Raw genomic sequence first — 24,237 nt, 5'->3', positions numbered from 1 at the left:
GGTGACATGCAAAGGCGGACGGACGGCGCGTCAGTCCGCGCCGCCCGTCCGCCGTTCGGGCGTACCTTCGAGCCCGGTCGCCCCGAGCCCGGCCAAGCGACCGAGACGGCCGCTCAGGGACCCGCGAAGGCCCGGCCAGGGCCCATCAGGAGACGGTCGCGGCGTCGGCGGACGGCTGGGCCACCCGCTCCGCCGTGCCGCCCTCCGTGTCGTCGCCCACGGCGATGCCGCGCCGCTTCGAGATGTACACCGCGGTGATGATGACCACAATCGCGAGGACCGCGACGATCGCCCGCACCGTCGCGCTGGTGTCCGCGCCGTAGCTGAACTGCACGACCGCCGGAGCGATCAACAGCGCCACCAAGTTCATGACCTTGAGCAGCGGGTTGATGGCCGGACCGGCGGTGTCCTTGAACGGGTCGCCGACGGTGTCGCCGATCACCGTCGCGGCGTGGGCCTCACTGCCCTTGCCGCCGTGATGACCGTCCTCGACCAGCTTCTTCGCGTTGTCCCAGGCGCCCCCGGAGTTGGCGAGGAAGACGGCCATCAGCGTGCCCGTGCCGATGGCGCCCGCGAGGAACGAGCCGAGCGCGCCCACGCCCAGCGAGAACCCGACGGCGATCGGGGTGAGGACCGCGAGCAGGCCGGGCGTGGCGAGCTCGCGCAGTGCGTCCTTGGTGCAGATGTCGACGACGCGGCCGTACTCGGGCTTCTCCGAGTAGTCCATGATCCCGGGGTGCTCGCGGAACTGCCGGCGCACCTCGTAGACGACGGCGCCCGCGGAGCGGGACACGGCGTTGATGGCCAGGCCGGAGAACAGGAACACGACGGCCGCGCCGAGGATCAGACCGACCAGGTTGTTGGGCTGGGCGATGTCCAGGCTGAGGTTCATCTCCCCGGCCTTGGCCCCGACCTCCTTCACGGCGGTCGCGATGGCGTCGTTGTACGAGCCGAACAGCGCGGCCGCCGCCAGGACGGCGGTGGCGATGGCGATGCCCTTGGTGATGGCCTTGGTGGTGTTGCCGACGGCGTCCAGGTCGGTGAGCACCTGCGCGCCCGCGCCCTGCACGTCGCCCGACATCTCGGCGATGCCCTGGGCGTTGTCGGAGACCGGTCCGAAGGTGTCCATGGCGACGATGACGCCGACCGTGGTCAGCAGACCGGTACCGGCCAGGGCCACCGCGAAGAGCGCCAGCGTGATCGACGCGCCGCCGAGCAGGAACGCCCCGTAGACACCGAGCCCGATGAGCAGCGCGGTGTAGACGGCGGACTCCAGGCCGACCGAGATGCCGGCGAGGACGACGGTGGCCGCGCCGGTCAGCGAGGACTTGCCGATGTCCCGGACGGGACGGCGGTTGGTCTCCGTGAAGTAGCCGGTCAGCTGCTGGATCAGGGCCGCGAGCACGATGCCGATGGCGACGGCGACGACGGCGAGGACGCGCGGGTCACCGCTGTGGTTGGTGATCGCGGCGTTCTCGACGCCGACGAGCTCCTTGTAGGTCGCCGGCAGGTACACGTAGACGGCGACCGCGACGAGCACCAGGGAGATCACCGCGGAGATGAAGAACCCGCGGTTGATCGCGGCCATCCCGCTGCGGTCGGAGCGGCGCGGCGAGACCGCGAAGATGCCGATCATCGCGGTGATCACGCCGATGGCCGGGACGATCAGCGGGAAGGCCAGGCCCAGGTCGCCGAAGGCGGCCTTGCCGAGGATGAGCGCGGCCACGAGGGTGACGGCGTACGACTCGAAGAGGTCGGCCGCCATCCCCGCGCAGTCGCCGACGTTGTCGCCCACATTGTCGGCGATGGTCGCGGCATTACGCGGGTCGTCCTCCGGAATGCCCTGCTCGACCTTGCCGACCAGGTCGGCGCCCACGTCGGCGGCCTTGGTGAAGATGCCGCCGCCCACGCGCATGAACATCGCGATGAGGGCCGCGCCGAGACCGAAGCCCTCCAGGACCTTGGGCGCGTCGGCGGCGTAGACGAGTACGACGCACGAGGCACCGAGCAGGCCCAGGCCGACGGTGAACATGCCGACCACGCCACCCGTGCGGAAGGCGATCCTCATCGCCTTGTGGGACACCTCGGTCAGGTCCTTGGCGGCTCCGCCCTCGGCAGGGGTCGCCTCGCGGGCGGCGGCGGCGACGCGGACGTTCGCGCGGACGGCCAGGCGCATGCCGATGTAACCGGTGGCGGCCGAGAAGAGGGCGCCGACGAGGAAGAAGGCGGACCGGCCGGCCCGCAGGGACCAGTCGTCGGCGGGGAGCAGGAAGAGCAGGAAGAAAACGACGACGGCGAAAACGCCGAGCGTGCGCAGTTGGCGGCCGAGGTAGGCGTTGGCGCCTTCCTGAACCGCGGCGGCGATCTTTTTCATGCTGTCGGTGCCCTCGTCGGCGGCGAGCACCTGGCGGACCAGGATCTGCGCGACGGCGAGTGCGGCGAGTGCGACCGCGGCGATCACGATGACGATGAGGCGATTGTCATCGGTGAGCACTGCGGCTGCCAGATCGGAGTTGCCGATCGGCGCGTTGGGGGTGAAGAGCCCCGTCATTCGTCCTCCTTGACGTGATGAGCTCAAGATGTGGACGGATTGTAGGGAGCGCGACCTGATCAAAACAGTGGGCGGGAAACGGAATTGGCCTGCTCTTGCTCCTCACCAATAGATCGCGTCACTCCATTACCCTCGAAAGTGGTAATGGGGCAAAGGCATTGACGGTTGATCATTGAGCTGATCATTGCGCCGGATATTCCTGGCGGCGCGCTCCGGAAAACGGAAAAAGCCCTGCTCGGCAGGGCTTTGATAAAGATCGGAAGATACGATGGCACGCGCACCCGACACCACCACGGTAGGTCGGCGCCCCCCGCCCCGGAGCCCAAGGCCGGACGGCACCCTCCCACCCACCTGCACCACGGCGAGGCCGAGACCCGCGCCACCCTCAGCAGGCCGACACCGCCCGGGCAGGGGACCCCGCCGCGACGCACTCAGGAGCCCGGACGGCCGGAGACGGGACCACCACGCCGGGGTTGCCGTGGAGCCGCGTCGGAAGGGAGGCAGGGCCGCGTCAGGTCACGGCGGCCTGCGGAAGGTCGTGGCAGGACCGGGGGCAGGGTCGGCCGGGGCCGAGCTCACAGCCGGGCTGCGCCGAGACCGATGAGGCAGCCCGCGGGCACGGCTACGACCGGACGGGGGCAGCCCGCTGGCACGGCTACAACAGGGCTACGGCAGGGCGGTGACCCGCGCGACCGGCCAGGTCATCCGGATGGTCCCGCCCCCTTCGCCACTGGTCACCTCGACGTCGTCGACGAGCCCGCTGATGACGGCCAGGCCCATCTCGTCCTCGCCCTCGATGTCGGGGTCCAGGACGGCTTCGATCCCCGGCACGGCATCGGACGGGCCACCGGGGGGCCCTGGAACCTCGTCGCCGACCTCGATGGAGAACAGCTTCTCCTCCTCGGTCAGCACGACGCGGACGGGCGCGGTGAGCCCGTTGCTTCGGTGCAGCCCGACGGCGCGCGAGCAGGCCTCCCCGACGGCGAGGCGAACCTCGTCGAGAACTGCTTCCTCCACACCGGCCCGGCGCGCCACGGCGGCGGCCACCAAACGGGCCGTCCGGACGTGTTCGGGCTGGGCGCTGAAGCGGAGTTCAACGGTGGCCATGCGCGTCCCCCTCGGACTACGGGCGCCTGGAACTGCGGCGCCTCGAACTACGGGCGCGGGCTCGGGCCCGGACGGGCGCCCGGGCGTGCCTTACAGGGGCCCGGACCGCCCATGGCCCGGTACCCCCGCCCGTCGTCGGCTCCTTGACGGCAGGTTGCCGTCAGTGAGCGTCAGTCGGTGGCGTTGACGGCGTCGTCCACGGTGGTGTGGATCGGGAACACCTTCGTCAGACCGGTAATACGGAAGATCTTGAGGATGCGCTCCTGGTTGCAGACCAGACGCAGCGAGCCCTCGTGCGCGCGAACGCGCTTGAGGCCTCCCACGAGCACACCGAGGCCGGTGGAGTCGAGGAAGTCCACTCGCTCCATGTCGACAACCAAGTGGTAGCTGCCGTCGTTCACCAACTCCACCAACTGCTCGCGCAGCTTGGGCGCGGTATACACATCAATCTCGCCACCGACCTCAACGACCGTGCGGTCGCCGACAGTGCGAGTCGACAGGGACAGGTCCACGGATCCTCCAGCACCTTGCTATCGAGCGGCGCCCCCCAGGGGCCTCCCTACCCGAAGGTAGAGGAGGGATTGGCTGCCGCGATGGCATTCAATCACTTACCGGCAGGCGCGCACGACGCCTTGGGACCATTGTCCCGCACGCCAGTGACACACTCGGTTCCAAATGGCCAATACTCACGGTCCCGGTCGGCCCACGGCACACGCGGACACACGACCCACCCCCGGCACGGTCCTGGACCGGCTGGCAGCGGGGCCATCCCGGGCTGCGCGCATCACCCATACGGAGCACTTGCCCCCTCGGGCGGGTCGTCATGCGGTCTGGCCGGACCGTGTTCGATCAGATGTAGTAGCGGCCATCGCGGCCGCCGGGATCGAACATCCGTGGGCCCACCAGGCCGAAGCCGCCGAGCACGCCCTGGACGGCACCTCCGTCGTCGTCGCCACCGGCACCGCCTCCGGCAAGTCACTGGCGTACCTGGCGCCCGTCCTGTCCGCCCTCGCGGACGGCGCGCAGGCGCCCAACGGGCGGGGAGCGACCGCGCTCTACCTGGCTCCGACCAAGGCCCTGGCGGCCGACCAACGGCGGGCGGTCCGGGAGCTGGCCGCGCCGCTGGGCAACGCGATCCGGCCCGCCGTGTACGACGGGGACACGCCGGTCGAGGAACGCGAATGGGTACGCCAGTACGCGAACTACGTCCTCACCAACCCCGACATGCTGCACCGGGGCATCCTTCCCGCCCACCCGCGCTGGTCCTCGTTCCTGAAGGCGCTGCGCTACGTCGTGGTCGACGAGTGTCACACCTACCGGGGGGTATTCGGGTCGCACGTGGCGCAGGTACTGCGACGGCTGCGCCGGCTGTGCGCGCGCTACGGCTCCGAGCCGGTCTTCCTGCTGGCCTCCGCCACCGCCAGTGACCCGGCGGCCGCGGCGTCCAGGTTGACGGGGGTGGCGGTCACCGAGGTCGCCGACGACGCCTCGCCGCGCGGCGAGGTGGTCTTCGCCCTGTGGGAGCCCCCGCTGACCGACCTCAAGGGCGAGGGGGGCGCCCCGGTACGCCGCACCGCCACGGCCGAGACCGCCGACCTACTGACCGACCTGGTGGTCCAGGGGGTCCGTACGGTCGCCTTCGTGCGGTCCCGGCGCGGCGCCGAGCTGATTTCGGTGATCGCCCAGGAACGGCTCGCGGCGGTAGACCGTTCGCTGCCCGGGCGGGTCGCCGCGTACCGGGGCGGTTATCTGCCCGAGGAGCGGCGCGCCCTGGAGCGGGCCCTGCACTCGGGGGAACTGCTGGGGCTGGCCGCGACCACCGCGCTGGAGCTGGGCGTGGACGTGTCTGGCCTCGACGCCGTGCTGATCACCGGCTACCCGGGTACCCGGGCCTCCCTGTGGCAGCAGGCGGGCCGGGCCGGGCGCACCGGGCAGGGGGCGCTGGCTATCCTCGTCGCCCGGGACGACCCGCTGGACACCTACCTGGTCCACCACCCCGAGGCGTTGTTCCGCCGGCCGGTTGAGGCCACCGTCCTGGACCCCGACAACCCGTACGTACTGGCCCCGCACCTGTGCGCGGCCGCGGCGGAGCTTCCGTTGACGGAGGCCGACCTGGCCCTGTTCGGCCCCTCCGCGGGCGAGCTGCTCCCCCAGTTGGAGGCGGCGAAACTGCTCCGGCGCCGGGCGACGGCCTGGCACTGGACCCGGCGGGAGCGCGCCTCGGACCTCACCGACATCCGGGGCGGAGGCGGGCGCCCGGTGCAGATCGTGGAGGCCGCCACGGGTCGGCTGCTCGGCACGGTCGACGAGTCCGCCTCCCACACCGCCGTCCACGACGGGGCCGTCCACCTGCACCAGGGCCGCACCTATCTGGTGAAGCACCTGGACCTGGAGGACTCGGTGGCCCTGGTGGAGGAGGCCAGCCCGCCGTTCTCCACCACCGCCCGGGACACGACCGCCATCTCGGTGCTGGAGACCGAGCACGAGATCCCCTGGGGGCGGGGACGGCTCTGCTTCGGCTCCGTCGAGGTCACCAACCAGGTCGTCTCCTACCTGCGGCGCAGACTGCTGTCCGGGGAGGTGCTCGGGGAGGCCAAGCTGGACCTCCCCCCGCGCACCCTGCGCACGCGGGCCGTGTGGTGGACGGTCACCGAGGACCAGTTGGACGAGGCCCGGATCTCGCCGGAGATCCTCGGAGGCGCCCTGCACGCCGCCGAGCACGCCTCCATCGGGCTGCTCCCGCTGTTCGCCACCTGCGACCGCTGGGACATCGGTGGTGTCTCCGTCCCGCTGCACCCGGACACCCTGCTGCCGACCGTGTTCGTCTACGACGGCCACCCCGGCGGCGCGGGTTTCGCGGAGCGGGCCTTCCACACCGCCCACTCCTGGCTGACCGCGACCCGCGACGCCATCGCCGCCTGCGAATGCGCGGCGGGTTGCCCCTCCTGCATCCAGTCCCCCAAGTGCGGCAACGGCAACGACCCCCTCCACAAGCGCGGCGCGATCCGCCTCCTCACCCGCCTCCTGACGGAAGCCCCACCGCCCACCGACCCCGCGACTTGAGGGCCTCGGCCCGCCGGGGCCCGCCCGGGAACCGTGCCTGCCGCCCCGGCGTGCCGGGCCGGCGCGCCCCCAGGACCACCCGCAGGGACGACCGTGACGCTCCGCCCTCGGCCGGTCGGCCTCGGGCGCCGAACCCCTGCCCGGGGTGTCGGCGGGAGCACCCCTGGCTCGGGCGACGCCGAACCGGCCCGAGCAAATGCCTCCGACCGGCCGCCCCGCTTCGGGCCTGCGCGGCGGCCCGGCGCCGGGCCGCGTCGGGACTCACGAGTGCAACGCGCCCGCTCGCACGGCTACCACTGACCTGAACCGGGCCACACCGGCCGCCAGGGCCCGAGGCAACCCCAGGCGGCGGCCACCGGCCAGACACCCCCGCACGGACCGCGACCCGCCCAGACGGCCCCGCACGGTCAGTAACGGGCCCAGACGGCCGACTCAGGCGGCCCCGCACGGGCGGCCACCGGCCCAGACCGGTCCAGCTGGGGCGGCGACGGGCCCAGACGGCCCAGCTCGGCCCGCCCCCCAGACGGCCCAGCTGGGACCGCCGCCCGCCCAGACGCCCGGCTCAGGCGGTAACGGTCCCAGGCAGCCGGCTCAGGCGGCCCCGCACGGGCGGCCACCGGCCCAAACCGGTCCAGCTCGCACCGCGAGCCGCCCAGACGGCCCCGCACGGTCAGTAACGGGCCCAGACGGCCGACTCAGGCGGCCCCGCACGGGCGGCCACCGGCCCAAACCGGTCCAGCTGGGGCGGCGACGGGCCCAGACGGCCCAGCTCGGCCCGCCCCCCAGACGGCCCAGCTGGGACCGCCGGCCGCCCAGACGGCCCCGCGCGGGCGGTGGACGAGGGGGTGAAGGGGCCCGCCGGGACGCGGGCTTCGACATCCGCCACCTCGCCCCGTAGGCGGCACTCCGCCAGGGCCGCCCCCTGGGCCCGGGCGACCCGGGCAGCCGCGGCGCAAGCGGCCTCCGGGCCGTGCGCCCAAGCCGTCGCCGCCGCGAGGGACGCCAGATCCGCCGCGGCCGCCGCCCGGTGGCGTGCCACGACCGCCTGGCCCAGCAGCAGCACACCTCCGAACACAGCCCCCAGGACGGTCGTCACCAGCGCGGCCCACACGGTGGCCGAGCCCCGGTCCCGGCTCACGGCGGCGGCCCCACGCTGTCTTCCGCCAAGGCCACCGCCTGGGCGCCCAGGCGGACCGGCAGCCCGCCCGGTCCGGGAGCGGGCGCCGTCACGCGGACCCGCCAGAGGTCACCCTCCCGTTCCAGCCCCACCTCTGCCCCCGGCGGGGCGGCCGCCTTGACCGCCGCCACCGCCACCTCGGCCGGTTCCGACCGGGCCGCGGCCCGGGCCCCGGCCCGCGCCGCGTCCACGCAGCGGATCTGCGCGGCCGCCGCCATCAACGCCCACACGAGCAACGCCGCGAACAGCACCAGCGCCGGGATCACCAGGGCCGCTTCCGCCGTCACATATCCGCGGTCTCCGATTCGCCGCGAAATTTGCTCAGAACGGCACATCGAGAGCCTTCCCGATGGTCGACTGAAGCGCCGTCGACACCACCTCGCTCGTCACCACCTTGTACAAAACGGCGGCGAACGCACAGGCCGCGATCGTGCCCATGGCGTATTCGGAAGTCGACATCCCGGCATCACGGTGACGACCGCTCAGCGCGGCCCGTACCCGAATCCAGATGATCTTCATAGCAGCCTCCTGTTGGATTACGTTCTTGATCTTTTTTCAGCTGGTGATCTCAACTGCCCGAAAGGAGACCGGAAGCCATACCGATCACCACGGGCGCCACTCCCAGCGCCAGAAACGCGGGGAGGAAACACAGCCCCACCGGTGCGGTGATGAGCACCGCCGCCCGCTGCGCCCTGGCACCGGCCTGACGGACCCGGTCCGCCCGTAGGGCCGCCGCCAGGCGAGAGACCGGCTCGGCGGCCGGCGCCCCCGTACGGGCGGCCCGCTCCAGGCACTCCGCCAGTCCACGGGCACCCGGTATCTCCGCCAACCTCCCCCACGCCGAACCCGGTTCGCCGCCGAGCCGCAGCTCCGCCCCGGCCAACGCCAACCGCTCCCCGACCGGGCCGCCCAGCGACTCACCGACCACCTCGGCCGCTTCCACCGGGCCGGCCCCGGCCGCCAGACACGCGGCCAGCAGGTCGGCCGCGAACGGCAACTGCCTTTCCGCCTCGGCCGAGTCCACCCCGACGCCCGGGCGGCCCCGCAGCATCCGGCGTACGCCGAACGCGGCCCCACAGCCGAGCAGCGCCCCCGTCAGCCCCCCGACCAGCACCCAACACGCCACCACCGCCCCCGCCGGCCCGGCCCACGCCACCGCCAGGGCGCGTATCCGTGCGCTCCATACCGGCCCGGGCCGGGGTGCCCGCAGCGCCAGCAGCGCCGCGATCCGGCGGCGGGTCGCACGTTCCCGCACCCGCGCCGCCACCATCGACCCGAGGCACAGCAGCGCCGCCCCGAGGCACACCGCCATCCCCAGCCGGTGAATCACCGACCCGCCCATCACCGCTCCCCCATCCGTACGATCCGCCCGCACCACAGCAGTCCCAGCCCCTCCAGCACCCCACCGGCCAACAGGCAGCCCCACCCCATCGAGGTGTGCAGCAGCACCCGCAGGGGCTCCGCGCCGAGTGCCGTGCCCATCAGCAGGCCCACCAGCGGCAGCAGCGCGAGCACCACCGCGGTCGACCTGGCTCCGGCCAACTGCGCCCGCAGCGACTCCTGTCGGTCCCGCTCGGCCCGCAACGCCCCTTCCAGTCGCTCCAGCCCGGCGGCCAGGCCGGCGCCGCCGTCCACCGACACCCGCCAGCAGGCCGCCATCCCGGCCAGCCCCTCCGCGCCCGGCTCCCGGGCCGCCTCGCGCAGCGCCGCCGCCACATCCCCGCCGAACGCGGCAGCCGCCAGCACCCCGGCTTCCGCCGCGCCGGCCCGACCTTCCACAGGCGCCGTCCGCCGGATCGCCGCTGTCAGGGCCTGCCCGGGCTGCGCGCCCGCCCGCAGCTCCCCCACGGCGGCCCCGCACAGCGCCACCACGTCGGCGGCCCGCCCGGCCCGGGCCCGTTCCCACTCCCGGGCCCGTAGCCATCTGCGCACCAGCGGCACCGATAGCGCTCCCAGCACCAGGGGGATCACCGATGCGCCGACCAGGGCGACCAGCAGACCCACTCCCAGACCGGCCCACTCCCGCCATCGCGCGGCCCTCACCCGCACCGCGATCACCAGCCGCTCCCAGTTCACGGGGCCGCCCGGCACCACCGGACCACCTCCGCCCAGCACCAACCGGGCCCGCCGCGAGACCTGGTCGCCCCCGGCCAGCAGCCAGGCCGCGGTTCCGGCACACAACAGCCCGGCGAAGACGGGCATGGAGCCCACGGAGCCCGCCGCCTCCAGCCCCCCGGCGCTCACCGGGCACCACCCAGCAAGACGGCGAGCCGGTCCCAGCCGTGCTCCCGCACGAAGCCCCGGGCGCCCCAGCGCAGCGCGGGCACCGTGACCACCAGACCGGCCGGATTCCGCTCCAGCACATGCACTTCGGCGACCCGGCGCCGACCCGACCGGTCCCGCACCAGGTGCACCACCAAGGCCAGCGCGGCCGCCAACTGGCTGTGCAGGGCGGCCCTGTCGAGCCCCGCCGCCGTCCCGAGCGCCTCCAGCCGGGCCGGTACGTGAGCCGCGGCATTGGCGTGGACCGTGCCGCACCCGCCTTCGTGTCCGGTGTTCAGGGCGGCCAACAGGTCCGCCACCTCGGCGCCCCGGACCTCGCCGACCACCAACCGGTCGGGGCGCATCCGTAGCGCCTGCCGGACCAGGTCAGCCAGGGTGACCAGCCCCGCCCCCTCCTGATTGGCGGGGCGGGTCTCCAGCCTCACCACATGTGGATGGTCGGGACGCAACTCGGCCGAGTCCTCGGCGAGCACGATCCGCTCCCCCGGGCCGACCAACCCCAGCAAGGCACTGAGCAGGGTGGTCTTGCCCGTCCCCGTCCCACCGGAGACGAGGAACGACAGCCGGGCCTCGACCACCGCCGCCAACAACGTCTGCCCGCCCGGCGGCAGCGTGCCGGCGGCCACCAGCTCGTCCAGCGTGAACGCCCTGGGCCGCACCACCCGCAGAGACAGACACGCCGATCCGACCGCCACCGGTGGCAGCACGGCATGCAGCCGGGTGCCGTCCGGCATCCGGGCGTCCACCCAGGGTCGGGCGTCGTCCAGCCGTCTTCCCGCGACCGCCGCCAGCCGCTGGGCCAGGCGGCGCACCGCCTCCGCGTCGGCGAAGGTCACCCCGGTCAGTTCCAGCCCGCCACCGCGGTCCACCCACACCCGGTCCGGGGCCGCCACCAGCACATCGGTGACCTCCGGATCGGAGAGCAACGTCTCCAGCGGGCCCGCTCCGACCAACTCCGACCGTAACTCCGCCGCCACACCCAGCACTTCCGCGTCCCCCAGCAACCGGCCCTGAGCCCGAAGGGCCGCCGCCACCCCGGCCGGGGTCGGCTCCGCCCCGCTCTCGGCGAGCCGTTGCCGCACCGCGTCCAGCAGTACCGCGCTCATGCCGGCACCCCCTGGGCGGAGCCGAGCGCCCGCTGCCAGAAGCCGTCACAGAACCGGGCGAGCGCGCTTCGCCCCCGCGCCCCCGGCGGTTCCCCCTCGGCCACCCGCCCGGGAAGCCCCACTTCCACCGGCACCACCCCCGCCAGCGGAGCCCCCAACAGGTCGGCCACCGCTTCGGCGTCGAGCCCGTCGGGGCAGCGGCCCCGTACGACGACGCGCACATCCCGGGCCACCATCCGCACCCCGGCCGCCACCCGCCTCGCGGCCGCCACGGCCCGCAGCTCGCCCGGCACAACCATCAACACCAGGTCCAACTGGGCCAACACCTCGGCGACGGCTTCGTCCACCCTCCGCGGCAGGTCGACCACCACCACCCCGCCGCGGCGCCGGGCAGCGGACACCACCGACCGCATCGCGGCGGGCGGTACGACGACCCGGTCCCCGCGATCCCAGCTCAGCACCCTGAGGGCGTGCAGCTCGGGCAGGGATTCCTCCAGCGCGCCCGCACCCACCCGACCCCGCGACCCGGCGAAGTCCGGCCAGCGCAGCCCTTCGGCGCCCTCACCGCCCAGCAGCACGTCCATCCCGCCACCGAGCGGGTCTCCGTCGATGAGGATGGTCCGCTCTCCGGCCCGGGCGGCCCTGACGGCGAGAGCGCAGGCCAGGGTGGACGCCCCGGCCCCGCCGCTGCCACCGATCACTCCAACGGCGAGAGCGGGCCGGCCGGCTCCTTCCACCACATCGGCGATGCGGTCGACGAGCCTGTTCTCGGCGTCAGGCAGTCGCAGCACTTCCTCGGCGCCGATCTCCACCGCCCGCTGCCACACCCCGGGGTCGTCCAAGTCCCTCCCGACGAGGAACACCCCGTCCCGCCGCGGCGCTCCACGCACCCGCCGGGCGGCGTCGTCCCCGACGAGGACGAGGGGCGCGGATTCCCACCTCGTGTCGCCGCGGGAGCGAGCCACCTCCTCGGCGACGACGTCCGCTGCGTTGACACCGTTCGAGCGATCGCCGCGCCCGCCACTCCCGCCGCTTACGCCCGCGCGGTCCCACCCTGCCCGCGTGGCACTCGCGTCCCCAAGCGTTCCGCTTTGCTCGGGCACGGTGTGGTGCACGTACGGTTCGGCGCCCGCTGCGGCGCACAGCCGCAACAGGTCGTCGAGCAACAGGGGATCCTCGGTGATGATCAGGGGCCGTCCGCCACCGGGCACGGGTCCACCCGTCCGGCTAGGCGCCCTCGTCCCGCCCGACACCTTGAACTCCGGCACGTCACACGACTTCGATCCAGCCACGATCTCCGCCCCCTTCTCATTGCAAATCCGTGAACCGCGGACTTCGCGGCTGGAATCACGGTGCAACGATCGGGAAAACGAAGTGGATCTTGCTCGATATCTGTGGACAGGAACGCGCTTGTGGATATCTCCGCCACCCCATCGGGTGAGTTCATAGCGCGCCGGAACCACTACGCAGAGTCACGAGTTCGGAGGGGAGAGGGCCTCAGCCGCGCGGGCCCACCACACAGGAGGGGCCGGGAAGATGTCGATCGAGAGCTGGAGCCAAGGGGCGCGAACCGCGCCCGGACATGCGACGACCCCCGCCGGGGGGGAGAGCGGGGGTCGTCCCCACGGTCCGACTCGGGGGGGGAGGAGCCAGACCGGGTTAGCACGGTCGCGAACGATCCGTGACTTCCATGGTGTACCCGAGAGCCTTCTCAGGCAAACCCACGCGCCACACCTTACGCCGAATGGTGGGCGCATATGCTCGGGGCGTGGAAAACCAGCCCTTGCCGCACTCCTCGCCTCGGACCGCTGCCTTCTTCGACCTGGACAAGACCGTCATCGCGAAGTCAAGCGCCTTGACCTTCAGCAAGTCGTTCTACCGGGGTGGCCTGATCAACCGGCGGGCCGTCCTGCGCACCGCGTACACCCAGTTCATCTTCCTGGCCGGCGGCGCCGACCACGACCAGATGGAGCGGATGCGGGAGTACCTGTCCGCCCTCTGCAAGGGGTGGAACGTCCAGCAGGTGCGCGAGATCGTCGCCGAAGCCCTGCACGACCTCATCGACCCGATCATCTACGACGAGGCCGCGTCGTTGATCGAAGCCCACCACACCGCCGGGCGTGACGTGGTGATCGTCTCCAGCTCCGGCGCCGAAGTGGTCGAGCCCATCGGCGAGATGCTCGGCGCCGACCGCGTCGTGGCCACCCGCATGGTCGTCGGCGAGGACGGCTGCTTCACCGGGGAGATCGACTACTACGCCTACGGGCCGACGAAAGCCGAGGCCGTGCGCGAGCTCGCCGAGTCCGAGGGATACGACCTCACCAGGTGCTACGCGTACAGCGATTCGATCACCGACGTACCGATGCTGGAGGCGGTCGGACACCCGCACGCGGTGAACCCCGACCGGGCCCTTCGGCGCGAGGCGATGGCTCGGGAGTGGCCGGTATTGGGGTTCAACCGGCCGGTACGCCTCAAGCAGCGGGTGCCCGGGTTCTCGATGGCCGCGCGACCGGCATGGGTGGCCGCCGCGGCGGTCGGAGCGGCGGCGGCCACCGCCGGCCTCGTCTGGTACGCCAGCCGCCGCCGGGCCACCGCCGCCGCCTGAGATCCCGGCTCGGCCCCCGTACCGCACTTCCCCGCCCCGACCCCGGATTCCCGCCCCACGGCGGGCGGGGCGGGAGCCGGTGCGTCACCCGCGGGGGCCTGCCCGGCCCCCTCGTCCCGCTCCGCAATGCCGGGCATGCCCCGATATTCGATGTCCGGATCATCCGGTAATGCGGAGAAAGGTAAAGAAGTGAGGTCAGGGGTTTCGCTCGTCTCGGAAGCGGAGTACAAAGGAGTCAACGGCCCGCGAGACCAAAGAACATCCGAGAGGATCATCTTTAAAACGCAGTAAGGCCCACGGACCGAAGCAGGAACGCCGAGCACCCACGCGACGTCGACCCGTCGATTACGGGCCAGCCGCACCAGGCCACGGGCAAAGTTCCCGGCCTGATGGGCATCATCGAGGACGCTTGGTAACCCGGCGGGAATGCCAGCGGCGACACCGAAGCAAGACGGTGTCGCCGCAACCCTGTCCGCGGCTCGCGGGGATCCCCGCGTTCACTCCGAGCGGTCAGGCCGCGCCGCGCTGGAGTGCCTCGCACACAGCCGTCGATTCCCGCACTCCCAGTTCGACCGCGCGGCCACAGTGGGCGATCCAGGCCGCCATACCCTCCGGTGTCCCGGAGACATAGCCGCCGAAGGCCGCCAGGTACGCCTCCCGACCCTGCTCCGCGTGGCCCACCTCCGCCGGGCAGATCGCCTTCGGGTCGAGCCCGCTGTTGATCAGCACGATGCGCTCGGCCGCCCGCGCGACCAGACCGTTGTAGGTACCGAAGGGGCGTAGCGCCAGCAGCTCGCCGTGCACCACCGCCGCCGTGATCAGCGCCGGGGCCGAGCCACCCGCGATGACCAGCCGGGACAGGCCGTCGAGCCTTCCCGCGACCTCCTCGGCGCTGGGCAACGGAGCCTCGATCAGCGGCTCGTGCACCGGTTCGCCGGCCAGCCGGGGCCGACCCACGGCGTCGCCGCCGCGCTCGCCCCCCGCGCCCGCGCCGGCCGCTGCCCCGCCCCCCGCCGTCGCCGGGGTGGAACCCGAGGCGACCAGGTGCAGGCGGGCGAGGACCCGCAGCGGCGACTGACGCCAGATGCTGAGCAGCTGCCCCGCCTCGGCCGTCAGGCGCAGAGCCGCACCCACCGTGCGCGCCTGCTCCTCCGCACCGAAGTCGGTCCGGCGGCGCACCTCTTCCAGGGCCCAATCGGCCCCGGACAGCGCCGCGCTGCCCCTGGCCCCACGCAGGGCCGCCTCCGAGGTGATCTCGCCGGCGCGCCGGCGCATCACCCGGTGCCCATAGACCCGGTCCACGGCCTTGCGTACGGAATCCACGGAATCGGCGACACCCGGAAGCCCGGCCAAAGGGACCAGCGGGTCAGCAGCGCTACTCATAAGTAAGGAGCCTACGCACTGCGGCCCCATAGCACCGACCCCTCCTTGGAGTGGTCTTCTTCACTCACCCCGAACACCCAAAGCGACCGATCCACTACGCTTGGTGAACATGAAGATCGCTTTCGTGGGAAAGGGCGGCAGCGGGAAGACCACGCTGTCCTCCCTGTTCATCCGCCACCTCGCCGCCAATGAGGCCCCCGTCGTCGCGGTGGACGCCGACATCAACCAGCATCTCGGCGCGGCCCTCGGGCTTGACGAGGACGAGGCCGCGACGCTGCCCGCCATGGGTGCGCACCTGTCCTTGATCAAGGACTACCTGCGCGGGTCGAACCCGCGCATCACGTCCGCCGAGACCATGATCAAGACGACTCCGCCCGGAAGTGGTTCGCGGCTGCTGCGGGTAACCGAGGACAACCCCGTCTACGCCGCGTGCGCCCGCACGGTGCTGCTCGACGGGGAGCCCGTGCGGCTCATGGCCACGGGCCCGTTCACCGAGGCCGATCTGGGCGTGGCCTGCTACCACTCCAAGGTCGGAGCGGTCGAACTGTGCTTGAACCACTTGGTGGACGGTCCCGACGAGTACGTCGTCGTCGACATGACCGCCGGTTCGGACTCCTTCGCCTCGGGCATGTTCACCCGTTTCGACATGACCTTCCTGGTGGCCGAGCCGACCCGTAAGGGCGTCTCCGTCTACCGCCAGTACAAGGAGTACGCCCGGGACTACGGGATCGCCCTCAAGGTGATCGGCAACAAAGTGCAGGGTCCCGAGGACATTGAATTCCTCCAGGACGAGGTGGGCGATGACCTACTGGTCACCGTCGGGCACTCCGACTGGGTGCGGACGATGGAGAGGGGGCACCCGGCCGCGTTCGAGCTGCTGGAGGCGACCAACCGGCTCGCGCTCCAGGTGCTCCAGGACGCCGCCGAGGACTCGTACGCCGACCGCGACTGGGCCCGGTACACGCGTCAGATGGTCCACTTCCACCTGAAGAACGCGGAGAGTTGGGGGAACGCCAAGACCGGGGCCGACCTCGCGGAACAGGTCGACCCCGGCTTCGTCCTCGACGAGGCACGCCCCGCCGGATCACAGGGGCTGGTCAGCCCTCGTCCGAACCGGACTCGGCCGGCTCCGCAGCCGGCTTGACCTCGGCCGGGGCGGCCGGCTTGGCCGGCGGCCCCGCCGTCAGGAACTTCGTCCAGCCGTCCTTGGGCGCCTCACCCACGTCGAGGGTGCGCATCCACTCCAGGACCTTGGGGTCCTGGGCGTCCAGCCAGTCGGCCAGCTCGCGGAACGGGACGCAGCGCACCTCCTTCTGCGTGCACATCGACTTGATCGAGTCCTCGACGGCCTTCATGTAGGTGCCGCCGTTCCAGGACTCGAAGTGGTTGCCGATGATCAGCGGCGCGCGGTTGCCCTGATAGACGCGGTCGAAGGCCTTCTGCAGACCGTCGCGCATCTGCTCCCCCCAGTACGCGTGCTGCGAGGGGTCGCCCTGCGTCGTCGTCCCGGACTGGTTGACCAGGTAGTTGTAGTCCATGCTCAGGGTCTCGAAGGCCCGGCCGGGCATGGGTACCAGCTGGAGCGGGATGTCCCAGAGGCCGTCCGTCTTCTTCGGCCAGATCTGCTTGCTGATACCGCTGGAGTCGTACCGGAAGCCCATGTCCTTCGCCGCCAGCATGAAGTTCTTCTGGCCTTCGAGGCAGGGGGTGCGGGCCCCGACGAGCTCCTTGTCGTAGTCGAAGGGGAGCGCCTCCATGCCCTTGAGCTCGGGCGAGTTGGACTTCCAGCTCTTGACGAAGGACTTGGCCTGGTTGATCTCGCTCTTCCACTCCTCGACGGACCAGGTGCCCACGCCACCGTCGGGCCCGCAGAAGTGGCCGTTGAAGTGGGTGCCGATCTCGTTGCCCTCCAGCCAGGCCGAACGGACCTGGGTGGCGGTGTCCTTGATGCTCTGCGGATCGCCGAAGCCGATGTCGGAGCGGCCCGGGGCATGCTGCGGGGCGGTATAGAGGGAACGTTTCTCCTCCGGCAGCATGTACAGGCCGCTGAGGAAGTAGGTCATCCGCGCGTTGTACTCCTTCCCGACTTCGCGGAAGTGGGAGAAGAGCTTCTGACTGTCCTCGCCGGCGCCGTCCCAGGAGAAGACGACGAACTGCGGGGGCTTTTCACCGGGCTTCAGCTTCTGGGGCTGCTGCACGTTGGGCTGTCGGCCGGTGTACGAGGTGGATCCGTCACCGATCAGCCGGTTGACGCTGCCCGGCGCGGCCTCCGGCACGCCGGCGCCCTTCTTCGCGTTCGGGCCCCCGAGCGCGGGCGGTTTGGCGGGTTCCGAGCCTCCGCACCCGGCGGCGCCCAGCACCAGGACCGTGGCGGCCAGGCCGCCGGCGATCTTCTTCGTAGCGGCGATCATCCGCACACCTCTCCCTCGCAGTTCCCTCGTGGCACTTCCGGGCGCACCGTCCCACGCGGTCAGCTTTGAAGAAGATGTGACAAGCCGGACAAAATGCTTAATCACCCCTGAGTGCTAATTCCTAGGCCGTTTGACCCCATTCCCTCCCTTAGCTCTTTACTCTCCATTACTATCCATTTACCGAGTGTTGACTCCCGCCGCTTCATCCCTCCTCAGAGGAGACGGGAACCCATGACAGCCACCTCCGCCACCCATCCCTCCGCAAACCACCTCCCCGACACCGGCACCACCGGCACCGCCGGTCGGCCGCAGGGTCACCCGGCCGGTCGGCCAGACCACCGGCCTGACCACGGGCCCGACCGTCGCCAGGGCAGACGCCTGCCCGCAGGTCTGCCCGCCGACCTCTCCGCCTCCGTCGCCGTCTTCCTGATCGCCTTGCCCCTGTCCCTCGGCATCGCGCTGGCCACCGGCGCGCCGCTGCAGGCCGGGCTGGTGGCAGCGGCGGCCGGCGGAATCGTGGCCGGGCGGCTCGGCGGCGCCCCGCTCCTGGTGAGCGGGGCGGCCACCGGACTCACCGTGGTCACCGCCGAGTTGATCCAGCGCTACGGGTGGCGCACCACCTGCGCCATCACCGTGCTCGCGGGCTGCTGCCAGCTCGGGCTCGCGTTCCTGCGCACCGCCCGGTCGGCACTCATGGTCAGTCCGGCCGTCGTGCACGGCATGCTCGCCGGCATCGGTGTGACCATCGCACTGGCCCAACTGCACATCGTGCTCGGCGGCACCCCGCAGAGCTCAGCCCTCGCCAACGTGCGTGCTCTGCCCGCCCAGTTGGCCGATCTGCATCCGGCCGCGCTCGGCGTCAGCGTGCTGACGCTGATCGTGTTGCTCGGCTGGCCACGACTACCCGGGCGGGTCGGGCCGGCCCTGCGCAAAGTGCCCGCCGCGCTCGCCGCCGTCGCGGCGGCCACCGCCTTCGCGGCCCTGACGGGGCTCCGTCTTCCCCGGGTGGATTTGCCGTCCTGGCGCAGCCACGCGTTGCCGGAGTGGCCTGAAGGGCCGGTGCTCGGCATCATCGCCGCCGTTCTGACGGTCACCCTGGTCGGCAGCGTGGAGTCCCTCCTGTCCGCCGTCGCCACCGACAAGCTGATCGCGACCGGCCGGGACAGAGGCAGCCGGCCGCCGCGCGCCGATCTCGACCGGGAGCTCCGGGGACAGGGCGCGGCCAACATCGTCTCCGGGGCCCTGGGTGGGCTGCCCGTCGCGGGCGGGGCCGTGCGCAGTGGGGCGAACGTCAGGGCCGGGGCCGTCAGCCACCGCGCTGCCATGCTGCACGGTCTGTGGATCATGCTCGCGGCCGGGCTGATGGTCCCGGTGCTCGACCTGATCCCGCTCGCCTCGCTCGCCGCGCTGGTGATGGTGGTGGGGGTGCAGATGGTGAGCGCGACGCATGTGCGCACCGTCACCCGACACCGGGAAATCCTGGTCTACGTGACGACGATCGCGGCCGTGGTCCTCGGCGGCGTCCTGGAGGGGGTGGCCATCGGTATCGCGGTGGCCGTGGCGGTAGCCCTGCACCGACTCGCCCGGACCAGGATCACGTTGGAGGAGCTGGACGGCATCCACCGGGTCCGGGCCCGCGGTCAGCTGACCTTCCTCGCCGTCCCGCGGTTGAGCCGGGTGCTGAACCAGATCCCGTACGACGCGCGGACGGTGATCGAACTGGACGGCTCCTTCATGGACCACGCCGCCTTCGAGACGCTCCAGGACTGGCAGGACTCGCATGTCGCACACGGCGGTTCCGTCGAGGTGACGGGCCGTGCCGGGGCCCGGGCCCCCGAGAGCGGCCGGGCCGCCGGCGGTGAGCCGGCCCGGCGCGGCGCGCACCACTGCTGCCGCCCCTGGACTCCCTGGAAGAACCACTGCGACCACCGCGCCGACGGGCACGAGGAGGGCCGGACGCTCCCCGGCCCGACGGCCGCGACCCCCGCGTCCGAGCCCCGACGCCGGGGAGCCGGTCAACTGGCCAGCGGGATCATCGCCTTCCAGCGGGACACCGCACCGCATGTGCGCGACGAGCTGGCCCGGCTCGCCCGCGAGGGGCAGCAACCCTCCCAGCTGTTCCTCACCTGCGCCGATTCCCGTCTGGTCACCAGCATGATCACGGCCAGCGGCCCGGGCGACCTGTTCACCGTCCGCAACGTCGGCAATCTGGTCCCGCTGCCGGGCGCGGAAGCCACGGACGACTCGGTCGCGGCCGCGATCGAGTACGCCGTGGACGTGCTCCAGGTGGACAGCATCACCGTGTGCGGACACTCCGGCTGTGGCGCGATGCAGGCGCTGCTGAACTCGCATCCGGGGGCTCCGATGACCCCGTTGCGGCGCTGGCTGCGGCACGGGCTGCCCAGCCTGGAGCGGATGAGGAGCCGCCACCACCCCTGGGCCCGGATCGCGGGACGGCTGCCGGCGGACGCCGTGGAGCAGCTGTGCCTGACCAATGTCGTCCAGCAGCTGGAGCACCTGCGGGCGCACGAGTCGGTGGCGCGCCGGCTGGCCGAGGGGACGCTGGAGCTGCACGGGATGTACTTCCACGTGGGCGAGGCGCAGGCCTACCTGCTCTCCGAGGGTGACGACTTCTTCGACTGCCGGATCTTCGACAGCGTCGGCGGCCATGTCTGACCCGGGCGGCGGGTAAGGAACCGGCCACACCAGGGCTGGTGGTGCTGGTGAACCGATAACCTCCCGTATCCGTGCCACTCGGTGGCCCCTTCCCGCAGCCTGCAGCGGGGAGGGGTCATTGGCATGGGCGCAGCCGTGGTATAGGTCTAAACCAATTTTCGCCTACCCCTTGTCACCTGGGCCGCTGACTGATGAGCTATGCCCGGGGACACAACGGACACCCTGGGAAAGGGAGATGTCGTGAGCAACGAAAGCCTGGCCAATCTGCTCAAGGAGGAGCGGCGGTTCGCACCGCCCGCCGATCTGGCCACCGCCGCCAATGTCACCGAGGCTGCGTACTCACAGGCCGAAGCGGACCGGCTGGGCTTCTGGGCCGAGCAGGCCCGGCGCCTGACCTGGGTCACCGAGCCGACCGAGACGCTCGATTGGAGCAACCCGCCCTTCGCGAAGTGGTTCGCGGACGGCACGCTGAACGTCGCGTACAACTGCGTCGACCGGCACGTGGAGGCGGGCAACGGCGACCGCGTCGCCCTCCACTTCGAGGGTGAGCCCGGCGACAGCCGCGCGATCACCTACGCCGAGCTCAAGGACGAGGTCTCCAAGGCCGCGAACGCCTTGACCGAGCTGGGCGTACGGGCCGGCGACCGGGTCGCGGTGTACCTGCCGATGATCCCCGAGGCCGTCGTCGCGATGCTCGCCTGCGCCCGGGTCGGCGCCGCCCACTCGGTGGTCTTCGGCGGTTTCTCCGCCGACGCCGTCGCCTCCCGCATCCAGGACGCCGACGCGAAGCTGGTCATCACCGCCGACGGCGGCTACCGCCGCGGCAAGCCCGGCGCGCTCAAGCCCGCCATCGACGAGGCCGTCGCCAAGTGCCCGCAGGTCGAGCACGTCCTCGTCGTCCGCCGCACCGGCCAGGACACCGCCTTCACCGAGGGCCGCGACGTCTGGTGGCACGACATCGTCGGACGCCAGTCCGCGGAGCACACCCCGCAGGCCTTCGACGCAGAACACCCGCTGTTCATCCTGTACACCTCGGGGACCACGGGTAAGCCCAAGGGCATCCTGCACACCTCCGGCGGATACCTGACGCAGGCCGCCTACACCCACCACGCGGTGTTCGACCTCAAGCCGGAGACCGACGTCTTCTGGTGCACCGCCGACATCGGCTGGGTGACCGGTCACTCCTACATCGTCTACGGCCCGCTCGCCAACGGCGCCACCCAGGTGATGTACGAGGGCACCCCGGACACCCCGCACCAGGGGCGGTTCTGGGAGATCGTCCAGAAGTACGGCGTCACCATCCTCTACACGGCGCCCACGGCTATCCGGACGTTCATGAAGTGGGGCGACGACATCCCCGCCAAGTTCGACCTGTCGAGCCTGCGGGTCCTCGGCTCGGTCGGCGAGCCGATCAACCCCGAGGCCTGGATCTGGTACCGCAAGCACATCGGCGGCGACCGCTGCCCGATCGTGGACACCTGGTGGCAGACCGAGACCGGCGCGATGATGATCTCCCCGCTGCCGGGCGTCACCGAGACGAAGCCGGGTTCGGCGCAGCGTGCGCTGCCCGGCATCGGCGCCACGGTCGTCGACGACGAGGGCCGCGAGGTCCCGAACGGCGGGGGCGGCTACCTGGTGCTCACCGAGCCGTGGCCGTCGATGCTGCGCACCATCTGGGGCGACGACCAGCGGTTCCTCGACACCTACTGGTCGCGCTTCGAGGGCAAGTACTTCGCGGGCGACGGCGCCAAGAAGGACGACGACGGCGACATCTGGCTGCTCGGCCGCGTCGATGACGTGATGCTGGTGTCAGGTCACAACATCTCGACCACCGAGGTCGAGTCCGCGCTCGTCTCCCACGCCTCGGTCGCCGAGGCCGCGGTGGTCGGCGCGAACGACGAGACCACCGGTCAGGCCATCGTCGCCTTCGTCATCCTGCGCGGCAGCGCGTCCGAGACGCAGACCCTTGTCGCGGAGCTGCGCGACCACGTGGGTGCCACGCTCGGCCCGATCGCCAAGCCGAAGCGCATCCTGCCGGTGCAGGAACTGCCGAAGACCCGCTCGGGCAAGATCATGCGCCGGCTGCTGCGCGACGTGGCCGAGAACCGGACGGTCGGCGACGTCACCACGCTCGCCGACTCCTCCGTCATGGACCTCATCCAGAGCAAGCTGCCGGCCGCCGGCAGCGAGGACTGAGCCCGGCGTAGCGGGTCCGAACAGGGCCCCGGGGGCCATCCGGCGCGACGCGCCGGATGGCCCTTTCGCACATAAAGTGAAGATCGCCGGATACGCCCTTGCGCACCACCTGTAAAGTATTGACCACGTAAAAAATACTCAGGTGCGCCGGGAAGTCTGGTCGGCAACGAGCTTCGCCATGCCGTCCAACCGCCCCGGAGGTGCCTCACGTGGCCGCGTCCAGCCCCACCGACCACAAGAGCCGCAAACTGCTCGACCGCCTCTCGCTGCCCGAGCGGCGCTACGTCGCCGACGCCCTGCGGACCGAAACCGTCGGCGGTGTGCTCCTCCTCGTGGCCGCGATCGCCGCACTCGTCTGGGCCAACGTCCCACCTCTCGCGAGCAGCTACGACACCGTACGGTCCTTCCACATCGGCCCCGCCTCGCTCGGCCTGGACCTCTCCCTCCAGCACTGGGCGGCGGACGGCCTGCTCGCCGTGTTCTTCTTCGTCGCCGGCATCGAGCTCAAACGCGAGCTGGTCGCCGGCGATCTGCGCGACCCCAAGGCGGCCGCCCTCCCGGTGATCGCCGCCGTCTGCGGCATGGCGATGCCCGCGCTGGTCTACGTAGTGGTCAACCTGCTCGGGAACGGCTCGACAAACGGCTGGGCGGTCCCGACCGCCACCGACATCGCCTTCGCGCTCGCGGTCCTCGCGGTCATCGGCACCTCCCTGCCGTCTGCCCTGCGCGCGTTCCTGCTGACCCTCGCGGTCGTGGACGACCTCTTCGCCATCTTGATCATCGCGGTCTTCTTCACCAGCGACATCGACTTCGCGGCGCTCGGCGGCGCCGTCGCGGGCCTGGTGCTCTTCTGGTTCCTGCTGCGCGCCGGCGTCCACGGCTGGTACGTCTACGTCCCGCTCGCCCTGGTGATCTGGGGCCTGATGTACAACAGCGGGGTCCACGCCACCATCGCCGGTGTCGCGATGGGCCTGATGCTGCGCTGCACCCGCGGGGAAGGCGAGGACACCTCTCCGGGCGAGCACGTGGAACACCTCGTACGCCCCCTCTCCGCGGCCGTGGCCGTCCCCCTCTTCGCCCTCCTCTCCGCCGGCGTGTCGCTCTCCGACGAGGCCATCGCCCAGGTCTTCACCCGGCCGGAAACCCTCGGCGTGGTCCTCGGCCTGGTCGTCGGCAAGGCGATCGGCATCTTCGGCGGCACCTGGCTTGCCGCCCGCTTCACCAAGGCCGAGCTGAACGAGGACCTCGCCTGGCCGGACGTCCTCGCGGTCGCCTCGCTGGCCGGCATCGGCTTCACGGTGTCCCTGCTCATCGGGGAGCTCGCCTTCGCCGGCGACGAGACCCTCACCGACGAGGTCAAGGCCGCCGTCCTGATCGGCTCGCTCATCGCCGCGGTCGTCGCGAGCGTGCTGCTCAAGCTCCGCGACCGCAAGTACAAGGCGCTCACGGAGGCCGAGGACCGCGACGAGGACCGCGACGGCATCCCGGACGTGTACGAGCTGGACAACCCCGAGTACCACCTGCGCATGGCGCGCATCCACGAGGAGAAGGCGGCGGAACACCGCCGACTCGCCGCGGCGGCCGCGGCGCTCGCGGGCGACGAAGCGTCGGCCGGGTCCAGCGCAGAGCGCGACCGTCCGGCATGATCTGAACTGACGGAGGACAGCCGTCGACGACGG

General features: G+C 71.7%; 17 protein-coding genes and 1 pseudogene. 6 read left to right on the top strand and 12 right to left on the bottom strand.

The annotated features are described in order from the left end of the window. Positions 1-145: 145 nt before the first annotated feature. The 3 genes from ACV7NM_RS17855 to bldG all read right to left on the bottom strand — a co-directional run bounded on the left by ACV7NM_RS17855 (position 146) and on the right by bldG (position 4,170). Positions 146-2,551: a sodium-translocating pyrophosphatase gene (locus tag ACV7NM_RS17855; RefSeq protein WP_463411193.1), complete on the bottom strand. Its 2,406-nt coding sequence runs from the start codon at positions 2,549-2,551 to the stop codon at positions 146-148. A gap of 666 nt (positions 2,552-3,217) precedes the next feature. Further along, a complete protein-coding gene (locus ACV7NM_RS17850; RefSeq protein ID WP_463411192.1) occupies positions 3,218-3,658 on the bottom strand; it encodes an ATP-binding protein in 441 nt (146 codons plus the stop codon). Positions 3,659-3,828: 170 nt separating this feature from the next. Then, positions 3,829-4,170, bottom strand: a complete 342-nt coding sequence (gene bldG, locus ACV7NM_RS17845; protein WP_030028781.1) for an anti-sigma factor antagonist BldG — start codon at positions 4,168-4,170, stop codon at positions 3,829-3,831. Between the two features lie 81 nt (positions 4,171-4,251). Between bldG and ACV7NM_RS17840 the strand changes: the two are divergent. After that, a pseudogene (locus ACV7NM_RS17840) lies at positions 4,252-6,721 on the top strand (DEAD/DEAH box helicase). Between the two features lie 670 nt (positions 6,722-7,391). On the opposite strand, the gene ACV7NM_RS17835 reads toward ACV7NM_RS17840, so the two are convergent. The 7 genes from ACV7NM_RS17835 to ssd are packed head-to-tail and all read right to left on the bottom strand — an operon-like array spanning position 7,392 to position 12,498. Then, positions 7,392-7,859, bottom strand: a complete 468-nt coding sequence (locus tag ACV7NM_RS17835) for an Rv3654c family TadE-like protein (protein ID WP_463411191.1) — start codon at positions 7,857-7,859, stop codon at positions 7,392-7,394. Beyond that, positions 7,856-8,233 (bottom strand): TadE family type IV pilus minor pilin, encoded by a 378-nt coding sequence (locus ACV7NM_RS17830; protein WP_463411190.1) that lies wholly within the window; start codon positions 8,231-8,233, stop codon positions 7,856-7,858. The genes ACV7NM_RS17835 and ACV7NM_RS17830 overlap by 4 nt, the downstream gene beginning before the upstream one ends. Further along, a complete protein-coding gene (locus tag ACV7NM_RS17825) occupies positions 8,220-8,417 on the bottom strand; it encodes a DUF4244 domain-containing protein (RefSeq protein ID WP_463411189.1) in 198 nt (65 codons plus the stop codon). Before ACV7NM_RS17825 ends, ACV7NM_RS17830 begins: the two co-directional genes overlap by 14 nt. 49 nt (positions 8,418-8,466) lie before the next feature. Further along, positions 8,467-9,240, bottom strand: a complete 774-nt coding sequence (locus ACV7NM_RS17820) for a type II secretion system F family protein (protein WP_463411188.1) — start codon at positions 9,238-9,240, stop codon at positions 8,467-8,469. Beyond that, on the bottom strand, positions 9,240-10,100 hold the full coding sequence (locus ACV7NM_RS17815) for a type II secretion system F family protein (RefSeq protein WP_463413971.1): 861 nt from the start codon (positions 10,098-10,100) through the stop codon (positions 9,240-9,242). Before ACV7NM_RS17815 ends, ACV7NM_RS17820 begins: the two co-directional genes overlap by 1 nt. A 38-nt stretch (positions 10,101-10,138) precedes the next feature. Then, positions 10,139-11,287, bottom strand: coding sequence for a TadA family conjugal transfer-associated ATPase (locus tag ACV7NM_RS17810; protein ID WP_463411187.1), 1,149 nt, complete (start codon positions 11,285-11,287; stop codon positions 10,139-10,141). Then, entirely contained in the window at positions 11,284-12,498 is a 1,215-nt protein-coding gene (gene ssd, locus ACV7NM_RS17805) for a septum site-determining protein Ssd (protein WP_463411186.1), read from the bottom strand. The genes ACV7NM_RS17810 and ssd overlap by 4 nt, the downstream gene beginning before the upstream one ends. A 533-nt stretch (positions 12,499-13,031) precedes the next feature. Here ssd and ACV7NM_RS17800 point away from each other — a divergent pair. Then, positions 13,032-13,892, top strand: a complete 861-nt coding sequence (locus ACV7NM_RS17800) for an HAD family hydrolase (protein WP_463411185.1) — start codon at positions 13,032-13,034, stop codon at positions 13,890-13,892. A 510-nt stretch (positions 13,893-14,402) separates the two neighbouring features. Here the strand turns inward: ACV7NM_RS17800 and ACV7NM_RS17795 are convergent. Then, positions 14,403-15,275 carry a Fic family protein gene (locus tag ACV7NM_RS17795; RefSeq protein ID WP_463411184.1) on the bottom strand — a complete coding sequence of 291 codons (873 nt, stop codon included), beginning with the start codon at positions 15,273-15,275 and terminating at the stop codon, positions 14,403-14,405. Between the two features lie 109 nt (positions 15,276-15,384). Here ACV7NM_RS17795 and ACV7NM_RS17790 point away from each other — a divergent pair, with 109 nt between their 5' ends. Next, positions 15,385-16,419: an ATP-binding protein gene (locus ACV7NM_RS17790; protein ID WP_463411183.1), complete on the top strand. Its 1,035-nt coding sequence runs from the start codon at positions 15,385-15,387 to the stop codon at positions 16,417-16,419. On the opposite strand, the gene ACV7NM_RS17785 is transcribed toward ACV7NM_RS17790, so the two are convergent. Next, positions 16,373-17,686 carry a polysaccharide deacetylase family protein gene (locus ACV7NM_RS17785; protein WP_463411182.1) on the bottom strand — a complete coding sequence of 438 codons (1,314 nt, stop codon included), beginning with the start codon at positions 17,684-17,686 and terminating at the stop codon, positions 16,373-16,375. The genes ACV7NM_RS17790 and ACV7NM_RS17785 overlap by 47 nt on opposite strands. A 231-nt stretch (positions 17,687-17,917) precedes the next feature. On the opposite strand from ACV7NM_RS17785, the gene ACV7NM_RS17780 reads away from it, so the two are divergent. The 3 genes from ACV7NM_RS17780 to nhaA all read left to right on the top strand — a co-directional run bounded on the left by ACV7NM_RS17780 (position 17,918) and on the right by nhaA (position 24,204). After that, entirely contained in the window at positions 17,918-20,362 is a 2,445-nt protein-coding gene (locus ACV7NM_RS17780) for a SulP family inorganic anion transporter (RefSeq protein WP_463411181.1), read from the top strand. A 198-nt stretch (positions 20,363-20,560) separates the two neighbouring features. After that, positions 20,561-22,558 (top strand): acetate--CoA ligase, encoded by a 1,998-nt coding sequence (gene acs, locus ACV7NM_RS17775; RefSeq protein ID WP_463411180.1) that lies wholly within the window; start codon positions 20,561-20,563, stop codon positions 22,556-22,558. A gap of 209 nt (positions 22,559-22,767) precedes the next feature. Then, a complete protein-coding gene (gene nhaA / locus ACV7NM_RS17770; protein WP_463411179.1) occupies positions 22,768-24,204 on the top strand; it encodes a Na+/H+ antiporter NhaA in 1,437 nt (478 codons plus the stop codon). The last annotated feature ends 33 nt before the right edge of the window (positions 24,205-24,237 follow it).

This window comes from Streptomyces sp. Tek67B01, assembly GCF_055231995.1.
This window is presented reverse-complemented; position numbering and strand designations above follow the sequence as displayed.